Here is an 18,909-nt window from a genome sequence, read left to right as displayed (position 1 = left end):
GCATGCTTCGCCGATGGGCAGACGGAAGGGGTGGCCGCTGATGGCCGAAGGACTGGATGCTCGGTTGGTACGGGCGCAGGTGCGGTACGAGCAGGCGGTCTTCGGTGGCGACGCGAAGTCGTTGGACGAGGCGGAGCGGGATCTCACCGCGTTGGACGCTGATGTGGCGTTGGCCCGGGGGCGGCTTCTGCACGCCCGTTTCCTGGATACCGGGTTGGAGGACGCGGAGGAGTTGCCGCTCTTCGAGCGGGCGGCCAGGCTGTACCGGGAGCTGGGTGACGCCCGTGGTGAGGGCGAGTCGCTTTTCTGGGTGGGCACGGTCCATCAGGTGATTCGGCAGGACCAGCCGGCCGCTGACCCGGCCTTCGCTCGGGCGCGCGAGTTGGCTACGGCGGCGGGGGATGAGCTGACGCTGTCGTACGTGCTGCGGCACCTCTGTTTCGGCGAGCAGGCCGCCGGTCGTGTCGACCGGGCGCGGGAGTTGCTGACGGAGTCGACCCGGTTGCGTCGGAAGTTGTCCTTCACCGCGGGAGTCGCGGCGAATCTGATCGGTCTGGCGGATCTGGCCGCCAGCGACGGTGATCGGGATGCTGCCCGTGGGTTGCTGGACGAGGCGGCCGGGCTCGCGGCCGACAGTGGCGCCCATGGGGTTGGCCGGTGGGTCGAGGAGGCCCGCGACGAGTTGGGGCTTGCCTGACCGCGGGTCGCCGTGTCGTGAACGGCGATCGGCGGGGCCCTGGCGGAGCCGGAATAAGATCGATGCATGGCGAGATCCGGTACGCAGAGCATCAGGTCCACTGTCTGGGCCTGGCCGGTTGGCATCCTGATCGGCCTGGCGATCGGCATTCCCGTGTTCGGTGCGAAGGGTGGCGTCGCCTTCGGTGTCGCCCTCGGCATTGCCTTCGCGCTCGGCCTGGGCGCGGTCAGGAACCGGGCCGACGGTGACTCGGCCCGGGGTGGCCCGGTCGGCAGGGCCGCCGGGGATGGCGCCGACGCCTCTGGCCGAGGGTGATCGACTCCGGTTCCTTGATGTCGGGGCATCCGGACGCGTGGGACAGCCCGACTTCCGTGAACCCGACTGGATCATCGCGGACGCCGGGCACGGCGGGCACGGGGACCGCGGGGCCGGGCAGTGTTGCCGAGGCGGTGGCCGTACAGGAGGAGTTGGGGCCGCTGGTGGACCTGGTCGGGCCGGGGCCCAGCGCGCCCGCGACGGTGGCCGGCCTCGACGTCGCGTACGCCGAGGGTGGTGACCTGTTGGCGGCGGCCGTGACGGTCCTGGATGCCCGGACCCTGGCGGTGGTCGACTCGGCGGTCGGTGTGGGGCGACCCGCGTTCGACTATGTGCCGGGGTTGTTCGCCTTCCGTGAGTTGCCCGCGTTGCTCGGTGCGCTCGAGCGGCTGACCACCATTCCGGACCTGCTGGTCTGCGACGGGCACGGGCTGGCCCATCCGCGCCGGTTCGGGCTCGCGTGCCACCTCGGGGTGGTCACCGGGTTGCCCGCGATCGGGGTGGGGAAGACGCCACTGGTCGGAACGTGGGATCCGCCGTCCGCCGAGCGGGGCTCCTGGTCGCCGTTGCGCGACGGTGGTGATGTCGTCGGTCGGGTGCTGCGGACCCGGGACGGGGTGAAGCCGGTCTTCGTCAGCGTCGGCCATCGGATGAGCCTGGAGAACGCGACCGCGCAGGTGCTCGCGTTGACGCCGCGCTACCGCCTGCCGGAGACCACCCGCACCGCGGACCGACTCTGCCGCGACGCCCTCGCCGAAGCCGAGCAGCCCGGCTGACTGACGGAGCAAGGCCGACTGGCGGAGCAAGGCCGAATGACGGAGCAAGGCCGAATGACGGAGCAAGGCCGACTGACGGAGCAAGGCCGACTGGCGGAGCAAGGCCGAATGACGGAGCAAGGCCGAATGACGGAGCAAGGCCGACTGACGGAGCAAGGCTGGCGGAGCAAGGCCGACTGGCGGAGCAAGGCTGACGGGGCAAGGCTGACGGGGCAAGGCTGACGGGGCAAGGCTGACTGGCGCAGCGGGACGGCTGATCGGCTGGTCAGTCGGGCAAACAGCAGGTCGGCGGGTCGGCCGGTAAACCGTAACGCCGCGCACATCCGGGCCGCTCTATGACCGATGGGTTAGGTGGGCCGGTAGTAGCCTGACCCGCGGACCCCACCTGGGGAGAACGGCGAGGTGATCATGACAGTGCGTCGACGCGTGGCACGGCTCGCGGCGGTCTGCGGTCTGGCGGGCGGCCTGGTGATGCTCGGTGCGTCGCCGGCGCTGGCCGACGAGGACTCGGTCCGGGTCGGCGCCGCCAGCAGCTTCGCCGCCGGCGGTTCCGCGCAGGGGGTGAACGTCGCCGTGCGCAAGCGCACCGACGGGTGCGTCCTGCTGCGTACCGCGCTGAGCTTCCGCCTGGAGGGTCTCCAGCCGAACCAGGTGGCGGTCGAGGTCAACGCGGGCGGGCGCTGGTTCCCGGTGGCCGTCACCGGCGGCGCCGGCAGCGTGTCGACCGCGCAGACGTCCCCCCTGAAGCCGACGTTGTGCAAGGGCAAGGGCATCACGGTGCGCTACCGGGTGGGGTTCGCGGCAGGTGCGCCCGGCGGTCGTCTCGTGGTCACCGGTGCCGGCATCAGCGCCGCCGGCCAGACGCTGGGTCACGCCACTGACGTGGCGCGGCTGACCGGAGCACGGGTCACACCGTCGCCGTCGCCGTCGAAGAAGCCGACGCCCACCCCGAGCCCGACCGAGGTCGCGGCCGTCGACGACGCGGTGAACCCGGCGGCGCTGGGCGGAGTGTCCGGCGCGCCGAACACCACGGCGACCGCCGCCGAATCGTCCGGAGGGGGATCGCCGGTGATGTACTTCGGCGTTGTGCTGGTAGCGGTCGGACTGCTGCTCATCGTGCTGCTCGTTCGTCGCTCGCGGCAGGACCGGAAGCCGTCCGACGACGGGCCCGGGACCCTGCCGGGCAACCCCGGCGGCACCACCTACCGCGCCGGGAGTGGGTTGCCGGCCGCGCCCGGTCGCCCCGGCCAGGTGTACGGCCAGCAGCCGCCGTCCGTTGGTTGGGGTGGTGCGGTGCCGTCCCCGCGTCCCGCCACCGGCGGGGTCTACGGTGCCCGGTCGGACACCCCGGCTCCGGCACCGGAGGCGGCGCAGCCGATGCCGGGTCGGCCCGACGGTCGGCCGGGTGACCCGCCGACCGACGGGGGCGGGCACACCGTGTTCATTCCCCGGCTCCCCGGCTGAGCGGAGTACGGCCGGGCCCCTCCGTTAGGCTCAGGATCGGTGTCAACCTGCGGCCAAGGAGTGGAACACGTGTCTGATCTGTCCCAGATCGTGAAGGCGTACGACGTCCGCGGGACGGTGCCGGACCAGTGGGACGAACGGGTCGCCGAGGCACTGGGAGCCGCCTTCACCCATCTGCTCAACTCCACCGACGAGCCGGGCGACGCGGTCGTCGTCGGGTACGACATGCGGGCCACCTCGCCCGGCCTGGCCGCCGCCTTCGCCGCTGGCGTACGCGCCGAGGGGCGCTCGGTGATCGAGATCGGCCTCGCCTCCACCGACCTGCTCTACTACGCGTCCGGCTCGCTCGACCTGCCCGGCGCGATGTTCACCGCCAGCCACAACCCCGCGCAGTACAACGGCATCAAGATGTGCCGCTCCGGCGCCCGCCCGATCGGGCAGGAGAGCGGTCTGGCCGAGATCCGGGAGCGGGCCCAGGCTCTCCTGGACTCGGGCGACGCCCGTCCCGCCGGTGCGCCGACCCGGCCCGCCGAGCGGCGCGACCTGCTCCCCGACTACGCCGGCTACCTGCGCAAGCTGGTCGACCTCTCCGGCATCCGCCCGTTGAAGGTGGTCGTCGACGCCGGCAACGGCATGGGCGGCTTCACCGTTCCGACCGTGCTGGGCGACGCGGCCCTGTCGCCGCTGCCGCTGGAGATCGTGCCGCTCTACTTCGAGTTGGACGGCAGCTTCCCCAACCACGAGGCCAACCCACTGGACCCGGCGAACCTGGTCGACCTCCAGCGCGCGGTGGTCGAGCACGGGGCCGACATCGGGTTGGCCTTCGACGGTGACGCCGACCGGTGCTTCGTGGTGGACGAGCGGGGCGAGCCGGTCTCACCGTCGGCGATCACCGCCCTCGTGGCAGCCCGTGAGCTGGCCAAGCACCCGGGTTCCACGGTGATCCACGGCCTGATCACCTCCAGCGCCGTCGCGGAGATCATCCGCGAGCACGGTGGGCAACCGGTCGTCGCCCGGGTCGGGCACTCCTTCATCAAGGCGGAGATGGCCCGCACCAACGCCGTCTTCGGCGGCGAGCACTCCGCGCACTACTACTTCCGGGACTTCTGGTTCGCCGACACCGGGATGCTCGCGGCGATGCACACGTTGGCCGCGCTGGGCGAGCAGTCGCTGCCGCTGTCCGTGTTGGCCGGTGAGTACGAGCGCTACATCGCCTCCGGTGAGATCAACTCGACGGTCGCCGACCAGGCGGCCGCGGTGGCCGAGGTGCGCGCCGCGTACCCCGACGCGGTGGCCGACGAGATGGACGGGCTCACCCTGCGTTTCCCCGACGGCGCCTGGTTCAACCTGCGCGCCTCCAACACGGAGCCGCTGCTGCGGCTCAACGTCGAGGCGCCCACCCGGGATCGGATGGTCTCGCTCCGGGACGACGTGCTCGACCGCGTTCGCCGATAAGATCGCCTGCGCCGGTCGGCACCGCCGTCGGTCAAGCCGCACACGTGGAAGGAGCCGTGCCATGGCCCTGGATCCGCAGTTGCTCGAGATCCTTGCCTGTCCGGACACGCACCACGCCCCGCTCACCTACGACGCCGAGGCGCAGACGTTGACCTGCACGGAGTGCGGCCGGATCTTCGAGGTCCGCGACGACGTGCCGGTGCTGCTGCTCGACGAGGCGCGCGGCGGCCCCGGGCAGTCCTCATGATCGACGGTACGGCCGGGGTCAGCGGACGTCGGGACGCCGACGAGGCCCTGCTCGACAACCCGCAGGCGTTGGCCGAGGCCGACCCGGGCGGCATGCTCCGGCACACGGCGTCGGCCGGTGCGCAGGTTCGGGAGAGCGCCGCGCTGGCGGCCGAGGCGAACCTGGCCGTGCTCGCCGACGACGGGCGGCCCCGAGCCGTCGTGATCGCCGGCATCGGCACCGCGGGGCGTACCGGTGACGTGCTGGCCACGGTCGCCGGGCCGCGCTGCCCGGTCCCGATCATCGGGCACCGCAGTGCTGGCGTACCCGGTTGGGTGGGCGCGGCCGACGTGGTGATCGCGGTGAGCGCGTCCGGACGTAGCCCGGAGGCGCTCGGCGCCGCCGAGGCGGCCCACCGGCGTGGTGCCCGACTCGTCGCCGTGGGTGCCCCGGACTCGCAGTTGCAGTCGATCGCCGAGCAGGCCCGGGCGCCGTTCATCCCGGTGCCCCGGCGTGCCCCGGCCCGGGCCAGCCTCTGGGCGCTCACCGTGCCGGTCCTGCTCGCCGCCCGTTCCCTCGGGCTGGTGAAGGTCAACGAGGCGGACCTGGCGGAGACCGCAGCCCGGCTGGACGCGGACGCCGACCGCTGCCGCTCCGCCGCGGAGTCCTTCGTCAACCCGGCCAAGTCACTGGCACTGGGTCTGGCCGGCTCGATCCCGATCGTCTGGGGCTCGTCCCCGCTGGCCACGGTGGCGGCCCGCCGGTTCGGCGACACGCTGTCGGCCAACGCCCGCTACCCGGTGGTCACCGGAGCGCTGGGTGAGGCCGGGCGGGGTCGCGTCGGGCTGCTCGACGGGGTCTTCGGCGGCCTGGCCGAGGGGGAGCGGGACATCTTCGCCGACCCGGCCGAGGACGACGGCGAGGGCACTCGGCTGCGGCTGGTGCTGCTGCGCGACGGCGGGCTCAACGCCGAGGACGACACCGACGAGCCGCTCGCCGTCGAGGAGCGCCGCGCGGACGCGGTGCAGACCCTCGCGGAGCGTCGTGGCGTGCGGTGTGACGTGGTGACCGCCGAGGGCGGCTCCGCCCTGGAGCGGCTGGCGTCGCTGATCGCCGTTCCGGATTTCGCCTCGATCTACCTTGCTCTGGCCCATGGGCTGGACCCGATGGCCGTTCCGGCCATCACCGAGATGAAGGAGCTGTCGAACCAGTGAACGAACGCAATGGACGGCGTGTCATGCGCGGACCGGGCGGCTTCGTGCGGCGAAGCGGAGCGGTGGCATGAGCGCCAACGGTGGGACGAAGGCGATTGTCGCCGCTCTGCTGGCCAACGTCGGCATCGCCATCACCAAGTTCGTCGCGTTCCTGCTGACCAGCTCGTCGTCGATGTTGGCCGAGTCGGTCCACTCGGTCGCCGACTCCGGCAACCAGGCGCTGTTGCTGCTCGGCGGCAAGCGGGCCAAGCGGGCGGCCACCCCGGAGCACCCGTTCGGGTACGGCCGGGAGCGCTACATCTACGCGTTCATCGTGTCCATCGTGCTGTTCAGCATCGGTGGCCTGTTCGCCCTGTACGAGGCGTACCACAAGTGGGCCGATCCGCACGGGATCACCGAGTGGCACTGGGTGCCGGTGGTCGTGCTGGTGTCGGCGATCATCATGGAGTCGTTCTCCTTCCGGACCGCCATCAAGGAGTCCAACCACGTCCGGGGCAACCAGTCCTGGGTGCGCTTCATCCGCCGCGCCAAGGCGCCGGAGCTGCCGGTGGTGCTCCTGGAGGACTTCGGCGCGCTTGTCGGTCTGGTGTTCGCCCTGTTCGGCGTCAGCATGACGCTTATCACCGGTGACGGCGAGTGGGACGCCGCCGGCACCGCGATGATCGGCATCCTGCTGGTCGTCATCGCCGTCGTGCTGGCGATCGAGACGAAGAGCCTGCTGCTCGGTGAGGGCGCCGAGGCGTCCGACGTGGCCACCATCGAACGGGCCGTCACCGACGGCCCCGAGGTGGAGCGGATCATCCACATGAAGACGCTCTACCTGGGCCCGGAAGAGCTGATGGTGGCCGCCAAGATCGCCGTTCCGGAGTGGGAGACCGCCCACGACCTGGCGCGCGGTATCAATGCCGTGGAGGCGCGGATCCGCGCCGCGGTGCCGATCGCCCGGGTGATCTACCTGGAGCCGGACGTCTACAGCGCCGCCGCCGCCGAGGCCGGCACCGGTGCCGCCGCCGACACCGCCGTGCCGCAGCCGCAGGACGCGTCGGGCGAGGCGGCCGGGCGGCCCGGGGGCTGACGGGTGGAGCCACTGTACGGGCCGATCCGGGACTACGCCTGGGGCTCGCGCTCGGCCATCGCCCTCCTTCAGGGGCGGTCGGTGCCGAGCGCGGGTCCGGAGGCGGAGCTGTGGTTGGGGGCCCACCCGGGCGCCCCGGCCCACGTGGACCGCGCCGGTCTGCGGGTGAGTCTCTGTGATCTGGTGCGGGACGAACCCGGGCAGTGGCTCGGCCAGCGGGTGTCCGAGCGGTTCGGTAGCCGGCTGCCGTTCCTGCTCAAGGTGCTCGCGGCCGACTCTCCGCTGAGCCTGCAGGCCCACCCGGACGCCGAGCAGGCGCAGGCCGGCTACGCGGCGGAGGCGGGGCGCCCGGAGGGGCAGCGCAACTACTCCGACCCGCACCACAAGCCGGAGTTGCTGGTCGCGCTCACCCCGTTCGAGGCGCTGTGCGGGTTCCGGGATCCGGCCGAGTCGGCCGAGGCGCTCGCCGCGTTCGGCGTACCGGCGTTGGCGCCGGTCGTCGCCGCGTTGCGGACCGGGCCGGCGGGGCTCCGGACGGCGGTGCGGACGCTGCTCGGCTGGCCGGTCGCCACGCGTCACGACCTGCTGGCTGCCGTGCTGGCGGCGCCGGCCGACGGCCCGGACGCGGAGCTGACCCGCCGACTGGCCGAGGCGTACCCGGGGGATCCCGGTGCGCTTGTCGCGCTGCTGTTGCACCACGTGCGGCTGGTGGCGGGGGAGGCGGTCTGGATGCCCGCCGGCAACCTGCACGCCTACCTGAGCGGCTGCGGAGTGGAGATCATGGCGGCCAGCGACAACGTGCTACGCGGCGGCCTGACCCCGAAGCGGGTGGACGTCGACGAGTTGTTGAAGGTGCTGCGCTTCGAGGTGCTCGACGATCCGGTGCGGGCCCCGGAGCCGGTCGGCCCGGGTGTGGACTGGTGGCCCGTGCCGGTGGACGATTTCGCGCTGCACCGGGTGCGGGTCGACGCGGCGGTGCCCTCGGTGACGCTGCCGCTGCCCGGCCCCCGGGTGGTGCTCTGCGCTGGCGGGTCGATCACCGTGGACGACGGCGCCGGAGCGTTGACGCTGGCCTCCGGCGAGGCGGCGATCGGTACGTCGTCCGGCGCGGCTCTGCGCATCGACGGCGCCGGGGTGGCGTTCGTGGCGACGTCCGGGCTGCGCTGAGCTCTCCGCGCGAACGACACAAGTCCGACTTTCCCGGAATAGCTTGACGCTGCCCTGCCTGAGTGTGACTCTATGAGTACGCAGCGTTATCGCGACGACGGTCCGAGAACGTGCGGGGGAACCAAACCGGGGGGATGCACGGGGCGGGCGGGACGTGGGCGGGAAGGTCCGTCCATCACCGACCGCCCCGTGCGCTGTCCGCGGACCGTGCCTGATGCCCGTCGCCGACGCGCGTAAGGTGGAGGGTCGGCGCAGACATCGTTCGACAGGAGCTTTCATGACCAGCACCCTCCCGGCGTCCGCTAGCGGCACGCCGTCCGAGGCCCGGCCGAGCACGCTCGCCGACGGCGACTTCAAGGTGGCGGATCTGTCGCTCGCCGAGTTCGGGCGTAAAGAGATCCAGCTCGCCGAGCACGAGATGCCCGGCCTGATGGCGATCCGTCGCGAGTTCGCCGAGGCGCAGCCGCTCGCCGGCGCGCGGATCACCGGCTCGCTGCACATGACCATCCAGACCGCCGTCCTGATCGAGACGCTGGTCGCGCTCGGCGCGCAGGTGCGCTGGGCGTCGTGCAACATCTTCTCCACCCAGGACCACGCCGCCGCGGCGATCGTCGTCGGCCCGGACGGCACCCCCGAGGCCCCCGCCGGCGTCCCGGTGTACGCCTGGAAGGGCGAGACCCTTCCGGAGTACTGGTGGTGCACCGAGCAGGTGCTCGCCTGGCCGGACGGGCAGGGCCCCAACATGATCCTCGACGACGGCGGCGACGCCACCCTGCTCGTACACAAGGGTGCCGAGTTCGAGCGGGCCGGGGCGGTCCCGCCGGTCGAGTCCGCCGACTCCGAGGAGTACGCGGTCATCCTCGAGCTGCTGCACCGCTCGCTCGGCGAGGACGGCCAGCGCTGGACCCGGATCTCCGCCGGCATCAAGGGCGTGACCGAGGAGACCACCACCGGCGTGCACCGGCTCTACGAGATGCACCGGGCGGGCACCCTGCTCTTCCCGGCCATCAACGTCAACGACTCGGTGACCAAGAGCAAGTTCGACAACAAGTACGGCTGCCGGCACTCGCTCATCGACGGCATCAACCGCGCCACCGACGTGCTGATCGGCGGCAAGATGGCGGTCGTCATGGGCTACGGCGACGTGGGCAAGGGTTGCGCCGAGTCGCTGCGCGGCCAGGGCGCCCGGGTCGTGGTGACCGAGGTGGACCCGATCTGCGCGTTGCAGGCCGCGATGGACGGCTACCAGGTCGCCACCCTGGACGACGTGGTCGAGCAGGCCGACATCTTCATCACCGCCACCGGTTGCTTCGACGTCATCACCAACGAGCACATGGCCCGGATGAAGCACCAGGCCATCGTGGGCAACATCGGCCACTTCGACAACGAGATCGACATGGCCGGGCTGGCCAAGCGCTCCGACGTCGAGCGGATCAACATCAAGCCGCAGGTCGACCTGTGGCGCTTCGCCGACGGGCACGCGATCATCGTGCTCTCCGAGGGCCGCCTGCTGAACCTCGGCAACGCGACCGGGCACCCGAGCTTCGTGATGTCGAACTCGTTCGCCAACCAGACGATCGCCCAGATCGAGCTCTTCACCAAGACCGAGGAGTACCCGATCGGCGTCTACGTGCTGCCCAAGCACCTGGACGAGAAGGTGGCCCGGCTGCACCTCGGCGCGCTCGGCGCCAAGCTGAGCACGCTGACCAAGGAGCAGGCCGCCTACCTCGGCGTCTCCACGGAGGGTCCGTTCAAGCCGGATCACTACCGCTACTGATCGACATCTCCGGACCGGGTCGGCTGTTCGCAGCCGGCCCGGTTCGTCGTCTCCGCCGCCGGCTCGGCGGGCTCAGCGTCCTCCGCCGGCCCGGCTCGGCGGGCTCAGCGTCCTGCGCCGGCCCGGCCCGGCTCGGCGGGGTCAGCGTCTCCGCCGGCGGGTCAGCCCGAGCGGGGGTCGCGCCGGGTGGGCCGGAACCACGTCCAGAGGCACCAGACCAGCCAGCCGACCGACACGACGGTGGCCAGCGCCCGCAGGCGTAGCGCGCTGAGCAGCAGTACCACGGCCAGCACCGTCAACCACGGCAGGAATCCCCTCACGGCGGGGATCCTTCCACAGCCGACCGGCGGCCGGGCGGTCGACGGTTCTCGACACGGGCTTAGTGAGCTTGTCGTGAACGACTTGACGAGGGCCCTGAGCAGGGAGGAAGGTATGCCTGCCCTAAGTCAGCCAAGGCGTGCCTAACCTACTCGGAGCCCGGATGTTCGCCACCTATCTGATCGGCCTGCGGGAAGGGCTGGAAGCCACCCTGGTTGTCAGCATCCTGGTCGCCTTCCTGGTGAAGTCGCAGCGCCGGGACCGGTTGCCGCAGGTCTGGGCGGGCGTCGGCCTGGCCGTGGCGCTCTCGGTGCTCTTCGGCTGGCTGATCGAGTACACGTCGACCTCGCTGCTGTCCCGTTCCGAGGACCGGGAGTTGTTCGAAGCGATCACCTCGGTCGCCGCCGTGGTCTTCGTGACCTGGATGATCTTCTGGATGCGTCGGGCCGCCCGGACCATCGCCGGCGAGTTGCGGGGCAAGCTCACCGAGGCGCTGGCCGTCGGGTCCCTCGCCGTCGCCGGAATGGCCTTCCTCGCGGTGATCCGCGAGGGCCTGGAGACCGCGCTGATCTTCTACTCGGCCGCCCAGGGCGCGGCCGGCGACAGTGGCCCGCTGCTCGCGTTGATCGGCGGCATCGTCACCGCCGTGGTCCTCGGCGTGCTGCTCTACGCCAGCGCCCTGCGAATCAACCTCAGCAAGTTCTTCACCTGGACCGGCGCGCTGCTGATCCTGGTCGCCGCCGGCATCCTCAAGTACGGCGTGCACGACTTCCAGGAGGCCGGCGTCCTGCCCGGCCTGAACGACCTGGCCTTCGACATCACAGGCGTGCTCGACCCGACCACCTGGTACGCGGCCCTGCTCGCCGGCATGTTCAACGTGACTCCCGCACCCACCGTGCTGGAGACGATCGCCTGGGTCGCGTACGCCGTACCGGTGCTCCTGCTCTTCCTGCGACCGGCCCGGCGTAAGCCGGTGCCCACCGCGACCACCACCACCGTCACCGAGCGCGGGGCCGACACCGGCGCCGAGGCCGAGGCCGAGGCGGCGTCCACGTCGCAGCGGGCCTGACCCACGAGGAGAGACAGCTCAGATGCGTACCACCCAGTTCTTCGCGCTGGCCGCCGCCGGCGTCCTGGCGACGGCCGGTCTGGCCGCCTGCTCCGACTCCGACAAGGGTGACCCGGCGGCGTCCGGCGGACCGATCGTGGTCAAGGCGAGCGACACCGCCTGTGAGGTCGGCTCGACCGACCTGGGTGCCGGCACCGCCACCTTCAAGATCACCAACTCGGGCGCGAAGGTGACCGAGTTCTACGTGTACGCCGACGGCGACCGGGTGATGGGCGAGGTGGAGAACATCGCCCCCGGGCTGAGCCGCGAGCTGCACGTCGAGTTGCCGGCCGGCACGTACCAGACGGCCTGCAAGCCGGGGATGAGTGGCAAGGGCATCCGGGGCGCGCTCAAGGTCAGCGGGTCGGCGCAACCGCTCACCGCCGACGCCGCGCTGGGCGACGCCACCGAGAACTACCAGCGCTACGTCAAGAGCCAGACCGCCGCGCTGTTGGACAAGACCGAGGAGTTCGTCGGCGCGGTCAAGGCCGGCGATGTCGCGAAGTCCAAGGCGCTCTACCCGGTCGCCCGCACCTACTGGGAGCGGATCGAGCCGGTCGCCGAGATCTTCGGCGACCTCGACCCCAAGATCGACGGCCGTGAGGAGGTCATCGAGGAGGGGATGGAGTTCACCGGCTTCCACCGGATCGAGAAGGACCTCTGGCAGTCCGGCGACATCAGCAAGGACGGCCCGATCGCGGACCGGCTGCTGGTCGACGTCAAGGAGATCGTGGCCAAGGCGAACGCCGAGAAGCTCTCCCCGCTCCAGCTCGCCAACGGTGCCAAGGAACTGCTCGACGAGGTCGCCAGCGGCAAGATCACCGGCGAGGAGGACCGCTACTCGCACACCGACCTGTGGGACTTCGCCGCCAACCTCGAAGGTTCCAAGGCCGCCGTGTCCGCCCTGCGCCCCGCGCTGCAGCAGCGCTCGCCGGAGCTGGTCACGCAGCTGGACACCGAGTTCGCCAACGTCGAAGGGCTGCTCGGCAAGCACCGCGACGGCGACGGGTGGAAGCTGCACACCGCGCTGAGCAAGGCCGAGCTCAAGGAGCTCTCCGACGGGATCAACGCGCTCGCCGAGCCGATCAGCAAGGTCGCCGCGGCCGTCGCCAAGTGACCGGACGTCAGGGGGAGTGATGAGCGGGAGCAGGTTGACCCGCCGGCGGGCGATCACGCTCGCCGGCGCGGGGGTGGCCGGCGTCGCGGGAGTGGCGGTCGGCGCGGGGGCGCTGGTCAACGGCTCCCGCGGCCCGGCCGCGGCGAGCGACCACCCGGCCGGGGCGGTGCCGTTCCACGGTGAGCACCAGGCCGGCATCGTCACCCCGGCACAGGACCGGCTGCACTTCGTGGCCTTCGACGTGATCACCAAGGACCGGGCCCGCCTGGTCGAACTGCTCGAGGAGTGGACGGCTGCCGCCGCCCGGATGACCGCGGGGCGCGACGCCGGGGTGCTGGGTGCGGTCGGCGGAATGCCGGAGGCCCCGCCGGACGACACCGGCGAAGCGCTCGGTCTGCCTCCCTCGCAGCTCACCCTCACCATCGGCTTCGGGCCGACGCTGTTCCGCGACGCCGACGGGCGGGACCGCTTCGGCCTCGCCGACCGGCGGCCGGCCGCCCTTGCCGAGCTGCCGAAGTTCCCCGGCGACGCGTTGCAGCCGCAGCTCTCCGGCGGCGACCTCTGCGTCCAGGCCTGCTCCAACGACCCGCAGGTGGCGGTGCACGCGATCCGCAACCTGGCCCGGCTCGGCATGGGCGTGGTGAGCGTCCGCTGGTCGCAGCTCGGCTTCGGCCGCACCTCGTCGACCTCGCGGGACCAGGCCACCGCACGCAACCTCTTCGGGTTCAAGGACGGCACGGCCAACCTCAAGGCCGAGGACACCGACCTGCTGCGCGACCAGTTGTGGGTGCAGCCGGGCGACGGGCCGGACTGGATGGCCGGAGGCTCGTACCTGGTCACCCGCAAGATCCGGATGCTCGTGGAGACCTGGGACCGGACCTCCCTCGCTGAGCAGGAGGAGATCGTGGGTCGGGCCAAGGGCAGCGGCGCGCCGCTCGGTCGCGGCGACGAGTTCGACGAGCCCGACTTCGCCGCGCGTGGTGCGGACGGGAAGCCGGTGATCGCCGAGCACGCCCATGTCGCGCTGGCCCACCCGAGCCGGAACAGCGGGGCCCAACTGCTGCGCCGGGGCTACAACTTCGTCGACGGCTCGGACGGCCTCGGCCGACTCGACGCGGGCCTCTTCTTCATCGCCTACCAGCGCGACCCACGCCGCCAGTTCGTGCCGATCCAGACCCAGTTGGCACGGCACGACGTGATGAACGAGTACCTGCGACACGTCTCCAGCGGGGTGTTCGCCTGCCCGCCCGGGGTACGCGACGGCGGCGACCACTGGGGGCGTGGGCTGTTCGGCTGACCGTCGTCCGGTTGGCGACAGCCGGATCGGCCCAGCCTGCGGTGGCGCCGGGCGGCGCCGAAGGGGGATCATGGTGGCAGCCTGGCCCACGGTCCGTCCGTGCGCCGGGCACCGCAGCACGTGGCGCCGCCGCCGCGGACCGCGGTCACCCGGTTTGACGGCGGCGCGAAGCGTTACCGGCGGACGCCGGTCCCACCGAACCGAATGAGGATGCAATATTAATCCCATGAGAGCCCGCGTACTGGTGGTCGACGATGACCCCGCGCTCGCCGAGATGCTCGGCATCGTGCTGCGCAGTGAGGGTTTCCAGCCCTCGTTTGTGGCGGACGGCGAGCGGGCGTTGGCCGCTTTTCGCGACAGCCGTCCCGATATCGTGCTGCTTGACCTGATGCTTCCCGGTATGAGCGGTATTGACGTCGCCCGGTCGATCCGGGCGGAGTCCGGCGTGCCCATCGTCATGCTGACCGCCAAGAGCGACACCGTGGACGTCGTGCTCGGCCTGGAGTCCGGTGCCGACGACTACGTGGTCAAGCCGTTCAAGCCCAAGGAGCTGGTGGCCCGGATGCGGGCCCGACTGCGCCGGGGTGAGGACGTGGCCCCCGAGATGCTCACCATCGGGCCGCCCGACAACCAGATCACCATCGACGTGCCGGCGCACACCGTGAGCCGCAACGACGAGGAGGTGAAGCTGACTCCGCTGGAGTTCGACCTGCTGGTCGCGCTCGCCCGCAAGCCACGTCAGGTCTTCACCCGTGAGGTGCTGCTCGAGCAGGTCTGGGGCTATCGGCACGCGGCCGACACCCGTCTGGTCAACGTGCACGTCCAGCGGTTGCGGGCCAAGATCGAGCCCGATCCGGAGCGACCGGAAATCATCCTCACCGTGCGGGGCGTGGGCTACAAGGCGGGGACCGGATAGCCTGGTCGCACTGTGTCGACCTCCCCGCCCCCACCCTCCCCGAGTACGGCTGCCCGCCGGCCCAGCGCCGGCGGGGAGCTCTGGCGTGCGGTGAGCGGTCGGGTCGCCCGGGTGGTGGGTCGGGCGCACCAGACCTGGCGCCGCTCGCTCCAGGTCCGGGTCGTGACCATCACACTGGTCGCGTCGAGCCTGTTGGTGGGCGGGTTCGCGTTCCTGATCGCTGACAAGATCACCACCATCCTGCTCGACAGCGCTCGCAGCGACGTCCGGCAGCGGGTGACCAGCGGTGCCAGTTACGCGGCCAAGCAGGTCTCCTTCTACGGGCAGCCGCAGGAGGCACAGCTCCAGGAGACCATCGACGGCACGGTCAACTACCTGGCCGGCGGCGACCCCCAGCAGACCAGCGGGGTGGTGGTGGCGATCACCGCCGACGACTATCCCAACGACATCCAGACGCGCACCTCGCCGTCCGCGAACGTCCAGTCGCTGATCAGCCCCGAGCTGCGGGCCGCGATCGCCGACGGCAAGGTGGCCAGCCAGATCCGCACCGGGCGACTCACCGGCGAGACCACGAAATACCTGGTGTACGGCTCGCCGGTGCCCACCCGCTTCGGTCAGATCGAGCTCTACTACCTGGTGCCGCTGGGTCGGCAGGACGTCACCGCCGCCGACGCCCGAGCCACCGTGGTGGCCACCGGGGTCGCGCTGGTGATCCTGCTCGGGTTGCTCGCGGCGCTTGTCACCCGGCTGGTGGTCAACCCGGTCCGGGTCGCCGCACGGACCGCCCAGCGGCTCTCCGCGGGCCTGCTCGACCAGCGGATGGTGGTCAACGGCGAGGACGACCTGGCCCTGCTCGCCGCCTCGTTCAACCAGATGGCCACCAACCTGCAACGGCAGATCCTGCGCCTGGAGGAGATGTCCCGGTTGCAGCGACGCTTCACCTCGGACGTCTCCCACGAGCTGCGTACCCCGCTGACCACGGTCCGGATGGCCGCTGACCTGATCTTCGCCGAGCGCGACGAGTTCGACCCCGCGGTCGCGCGCAGCGCCGAGCTGCTCCAGGCCGAGCTGGATCGATTCGAGGAGCTGCTCACCGACCTGTTGGAGATCAGTCGGTTCGACGCGGGCTTCGCCATGCTGGATTCCGAGCCGACCGACCTGGTGCCGGTGGTGCACCGGGTGGTCGACCGGCTGGCTGGCCTGGCCGAGCGGGTGGGCGTACCGATCGAACTTGACCTGCCGGGCACGCCGGTGATCGCCGAGGTCGACCCGCGCCGGGTCGAGCGGGTGTTGCGCAACCTGGTCGGCAACGCCGTGGAGCACGGTGAGGCCCGCCCGGTGCTGATCACCCTCGGCATCGACGAGACCGCCGTGGCGATCACCGTCCGCGACCGCGGGGTGGGGCTGAAGGTGGGCGAGGAAAAGTTGGTGTTCAACCGGTTCTGGCGGGCGGACCCGTCCCGGGCCCGGCAGACCGGGGGCACCGGGCTGGGCCTGTCGATCAGCCTGGAGGACGCTCGGCTGCACGGCGGCTGGCTGGAGGCGTGGGGTGCTCCGGGGCAGGGCGCGCAGTTCCGGCTCACCCTGCCGGCCCGCGCCGGCGACCGGCTGACCACCTCGCCGCTGCGGCTGGTGCCGGCCGACGCCGCGCTGCCGTTCGGCGGCCCCCGCGATGGTGGCCCACTGGCCATCGGTCCCGGCACCGGCGGGGCACTGGCGATCGGCCCGGCTCCGGCCGGGGACGGGCAGCGGACGGAGGTGCACTCGTGAGACGGCCGACTCTGCTCGGGGCCCTCGGCGTGATGGTGCTGCTGGGCGCCGGCTGCGGCATCCCGGCCACGTCCGACGTGCGGGTGGACGGCAAGGGCGGTGCCGCGACCGAGGCCAGTGTGATCAGCCGGGGCAGCGAGCCGCCGACGCGGACAGCCAGCGGCAGCGTCAACGAGGCGTTCGTCCGCAACTTCCTGTCCGCCGCCGCCGGCGAGCCGGATCGGGCGTACGAGCGGGTCAAGGCGTTCATCGCCCCGGAGGACAAGATCCGCCTACAGGACAAGAAGGGCAGCGAGGTCGCGCTGAACGTGGTCCGGCTGCGCGAGGCGGTCTACACCCTCAACAGCGACTCGACCACCACCGTGAAGATCGCCGTGCAGCAGATCGGTGTGCTGCGGGCCAACGGCACCCTGGCCCCGCCGGTGGCGACCGAGACGGAGTACGAGTTCGGCCTGCGCAGCGCGTCGTTCAACGGCGGCGTCAACGACGACCGGGCCGGCCTGTACGTCATCAACCCGCCCAACGTGCTGCTGCTCAGCGACACCGCCCTTCGACAGTATTACCAGGACGAGACGATCTACTTCTGGAGTTCGGACCGCACCCGCCTGGTGCCCGACCAGCGCTACCGGCCGCAGACGGTGCCGGTCGAGCGGCGGGTCAACGAGGTGGTGAAATGGCTGGTCGGTGGCCCCTCCGACTGGCTGCGCCCCGGAGTCGTCGGGCTGCCGGACCGCACCGAGCTGATCAACAACGCCACCGGCGGAAACGGTCGGTGGGAGGTCAACCTGGACATGTCCGGTGACGACCAGAACGGCATCCAACAGCTGATCACGCAGATCGCCTGGTCGTTGGGGGACCTCACCGGTCAGCTGGAGTTGAAGATCCGCAACAACGCGCAACCCGTGGTGGACCTGAGCGAGCGACGGGACTCCCAGGCGCTCTACCCACAGGCCGCCAGCCCCCAGCGGTTCGGCGTGTACGACGGCACGATTCACCCACTCGACTTCGAAGGCGAACCCAGCGGCACGGTGCCGTTGACGCCCGAGGTCAACCGCAACGTCGTCTCGGCCAGCCTCGGGCTCGCCAAGGACCGGCGGGTCCTCGCCGCGATGGTGGTCACCGGCAGCAGCAAGAACCGGTACCGACTCGTAGTGGGCACGGGCGCCGACCCGGTCTCCGTGCTGAGCCGCAGCGGCACCGAGTACTCCTCGATGAGCCGGCCGGTCTGGCTGCGTACGGTCGACTCCCGTCCGGGCAGCGGCCTGGTGGTGGCCGACGGGCAGCTCTACCGGTTCGACGAGATGGCCCGGATGTATCCGGTGCCGCTCAACCTGCCCTCCACCGAGGCCACCGCGGTGGCCGCCGCGTTGGACGGCCAGCGGGTCGCGCTGATCGCCGGCGGCCGTCTCTACGTCGCCGCGGTCAACCTCGACAATGGCGGGGTCTCCATCGGCCCGCCCCGAGAGTTGGTCACCTCGCTGACCAACCCCACGGCGGTCGACTGGGGCAGGGAGGATCAGCTGGTGGTGGCGGGGTCGGTCGGCCAGCCGGCGATCTACGAGATCAGTGTCGACGGCGCCCTGGAGACGCCGCTGCGGACCGACCTCGGTGCCAAGGTCAACCACCTGGCCGCGTACCCGACCAACCCCAGCGTGCGGGTGCCCAGCGGGGCCTACATGTACGAGGCGAACGGGGTGGCCTACCGCAGCAGCCCGTTCGAACGGATCGAGCCCGGCCGGGTACGCGACATCGCCCCGGTGCCGGCCGGCGTGCGACCGAGCAACCCGTCCGCGCCGTTCTTCCTCTACTGATCAGGTGAGCGGGCTCTGGGCGGACCTCGCCGACCTGGTGCTGCCCGCCGATTGCGCCGGTTGTCGGGAGCGCCGCCCCGGTCTGCGGCACGGGGTCTGCCCAGCCTGTGTCGCCGCGCTGGGCGACCTGCGGCCACGGGCGGTCCGCCCCACCCCCGCCCCGCCGGGCCTGCCGTCCTGCGTCGCACTCGGCCCGTACGCGGGTCCGCTGCGTGAGGCTCTGCTGGCGTACAAGGAACACGGCCGGCACGGGCTGGCCCGCCCGCTCGGCGCCCTGCTCGCCGAGGTCGTCGCGGCGGCCGTCGGCGGGGCTCGTCCGCTGGCGTTGGTCCCGGTCCCGGACACCGCCTCGGCGGCCCGGTCCCGTTACGGGGACCACCTCGACCGGCTGGCCCGGCACTGCCGC

Annotated in this window: 18 protein-coding genes; 17 read left to right on the top strand and 1 reads right to left on the bottom strand. The window is 71.6% G+C overall.

Annotated elements, in window-relative coordinates; genetic code table 11:
* The first annotated feature begins 13 nt into the window (after positions 1–13).
* The 10 genes from PSH25_RS16880 to ahcY all read left to right on the top strand — a co-directional run bounded on the left by PSH25_RS16880 (position 14) and on the right by ahcY (position 10,166).
* Positions 14–697, top strand: a complete 684-nt coding sequence (locus tag PSH25_RS16880; RefSeq protein WP_238659988.1) for a tetratricopeptide repeat protein — start codon at positions 14–16, stop codon at positions 695–697.
* Between the two features lie 66 nt (positions 698–763).
* Positions 764–1,012, top strand: coding sequence for a hypothetical protein (locus tag PSH25_RS16875; protein WP_238659987.1), 249 nt, complete (start codon positions 764–766; stop codon positions 1,010–1,012).
* Between the two features lie 17 nt (positions 1,013–1,029).
* Positions 1,030–1,788 carry a deoxyribonuclease V gene (gene nfi / locus PSH25_RS16870; RefSeq protein WP_238659986.1) on the top strand — a complete coding sequence of 253 codons (759 nt, stop codon included), beginning with the start codon at positions 1,030–1,032 and terminating at the stop codon, positions 1,786–1,788.
* Positions 1,789–2,196: 408 nt separating this feature from the next.
* On the top strand, positions 2,197–3,252 hold the full coding sequence (locus tag PSH25_RS16865; RefSeq protein WP_238659985.1) for a hypothetical protein: 1,056 nt from the start codon (positions 2,197–2,199) through the stop codon (positions 3,250–3,252).
* A gap of 69 nt (positions 3,253–3,321) precedes the next feature.
* Entirely contained in the window at positions 3,322–4,707 is a 1,386-nt protein-coding gene (locus tag PSH25_RS16860) for a phosphomannomutase/phosphoglucomutase (RefSeq protein WP_238659984.1), read from the top strand.
* 61 nt (positions 4,708–4,768) lie between these two features.
* Positions 4,769–4,954, top strand: a complete 186-nt coding sequence (locus tag PSH25_RS16855; RefSeq protein ID WP_091394023.1) for a Trm112 family protein — start codon at positions 4,769–4,771, stop codon at positions 4,952–4,954.
* A complete protein-coding gene (locus PSH25_RS16850; protein ID WP_091394020.1) occupies positions 4,951–6,147 on the top strand; it encodes an SIS domain-containing protein in 1,197 nt (398 codons plus the stop codon). The genes PSH25_RS16855 and PSH25_RS16850 overlap by 4 nt, the downstream gene beginning before the upstream one ends.
* Before the next feature lie 67 nt (positions 6,148–6,214).
* Positions 6,215–7,222, top strand: coding sequence for a cation diffusion facilitator family transporter (locus PSH25_RS16845; protein WP_238659983.1), 1,008 nt, complete (start codon positions 6,215–6,217; stop codon positions 7,220–7,222).
* 3 nt (positions 7,223–7,225) lie between these two features.
* Complete coding sequence (gene manA / locus PSH25_RS16840; protein WP_238659982.1) at positions 7,226–8,389, top strand: mannose-6-phosphate isomerase, class I; 1,164 nt, start codon at positions 7,226–7,228, stop codon at positions 8,387–8,389.
* 277 nt (positions 8,390–8,666) lie between these two features.
* Positions 8,667–10,166 carry an adenosylhomocysteinase gene (gene ahcY, locus PSH25_RS16835; RefSeq protein WP_091394012.1) on the top strand — a complete coding sequence of 500 codons (1,500 nt, stop codon included), beginning with the start codon at positions 8,667–8,669 and terminating at the stop codon, positions 10,164–10,166.
* Positions 10,167–10,327: 161 nt separating this feature from the next.
* Here the strand turns inward: ahcY and PSH25_RS16830 are convergent, their stop codons facing one another.
* The gene (locus PSH25_RS16830) at positions 10,328–10,486 is read right to left on the bottom strand and encodes a hypothetical protein (RefSeq protein WP_238659981.1); all 159 of its coding nucleotides are present in this window, start codon (positions 10,484–10,486) and stop codon (positions 10,328–10,330) included.
* Between the two features lie 161 nt (positions 10,487–10,647).
* Between PSH25_RS16830 and efeU the strand changes: the two genes are divergently transcribed.
* The 7 genes from efeU to PSH25_RS16795 all read left to right on the top strand — a co-directional run.
* Positions 10,648–11,553: an iron uptake transporter permease EfeU gene (gene efeU / locus PSH25_RS16825; protein WP_238659980.1), complete on the top strand. Its 906-nt coding sequence runs from the start codon at positions 10,648–10,650 to the stop codon at positions 11,551–11,553.
* A 22-nt stretch (positions 11,554–11,575) separates the two neighbouring features.
* On the top strand, positions 11,576–12,709 hold the full coding sequence (gene efeO, locus PSH25_RS16820) for an iron uptake system protein EfeO (RefSeq protein WP_238659979.1): 1,134 nt from the start codon (positions 11,576–11,578) through the stop codon (positions 12,707–12,709).
* 19 nt (positions 12,710–12,728) lie between these two features.
* On the top strand, positions 12,729–14,006 hold the full coding sequence (efeB, locus tag PSH25_RS16815) for an iron uptake transporter deferrochelatase/peroxidase subunit (RefSeq protein ID WP_238659978.1): 1,278 nt from the start codon (positions 12,729–12,731) through the stop codon (positions 14,004–14,006).
* A gap of 226 nt (positions 14,007–14,232) precedes the next feature.
* Entirely contained in the window at positions 14,233–14,922 is a 690-nt protein-coding gene (mtrA, locus tag PSH25_RS16810) for an MtrAB system response regulator MtrA (RefSeq protein ID WP_110564421.1), read from the top strand.
* A gap of 12 nt (positions 14,923–14,934) precedes the next feature.
* Positions 14,935–16,692 (top strand): MtrAB system histidine kinase MtrB, encoded by a 1,758-nt coding sequence (gene mtrB / locus PSH25_RS16805; protein ID WP_238659977.1) that lies wholly within the window; start codon positions 14,935–14,937, stop codon positions 16,690–16,692.
* A 32-nt stretch (positions 16,693–16,724) separates the two neighbouring features.
* A complete protein-coding gene (locus PSH25_RS16800) occupies positions 16,725–18,503 on the top strand; it encodes an LpqB family beta-propeller domain-containing protein (RefSeq protein WP_238659994.1) in 1,779 nt (592 codons plus the stop codon).
* 4 nt (positions 18,504–18,507) lie between these two features.
* The coding region (locus PSH25_RS16795; RefSeq protein ID WP_372492804.1) for a ComF family protein at positions 18,508–18,909 on the top strand (402 nt) is incomplete at its 3' end.

It is taken from the genome of Micromonospora foliorum, assembly GCF_022229015.1.
Taxonomy (GTDB): domain Bacteria; phylum Actinomycetota; class Actinomycetes; order Mycobacteriales; family Micromonosporaceae; genus Micromonospora; species Micromonospora foliorum.
The sequence above is the reverse complement of the archived record's forward strand: the minus strand, read 5'-3'. Positions and strand labels throughout refer to the sequence as shown.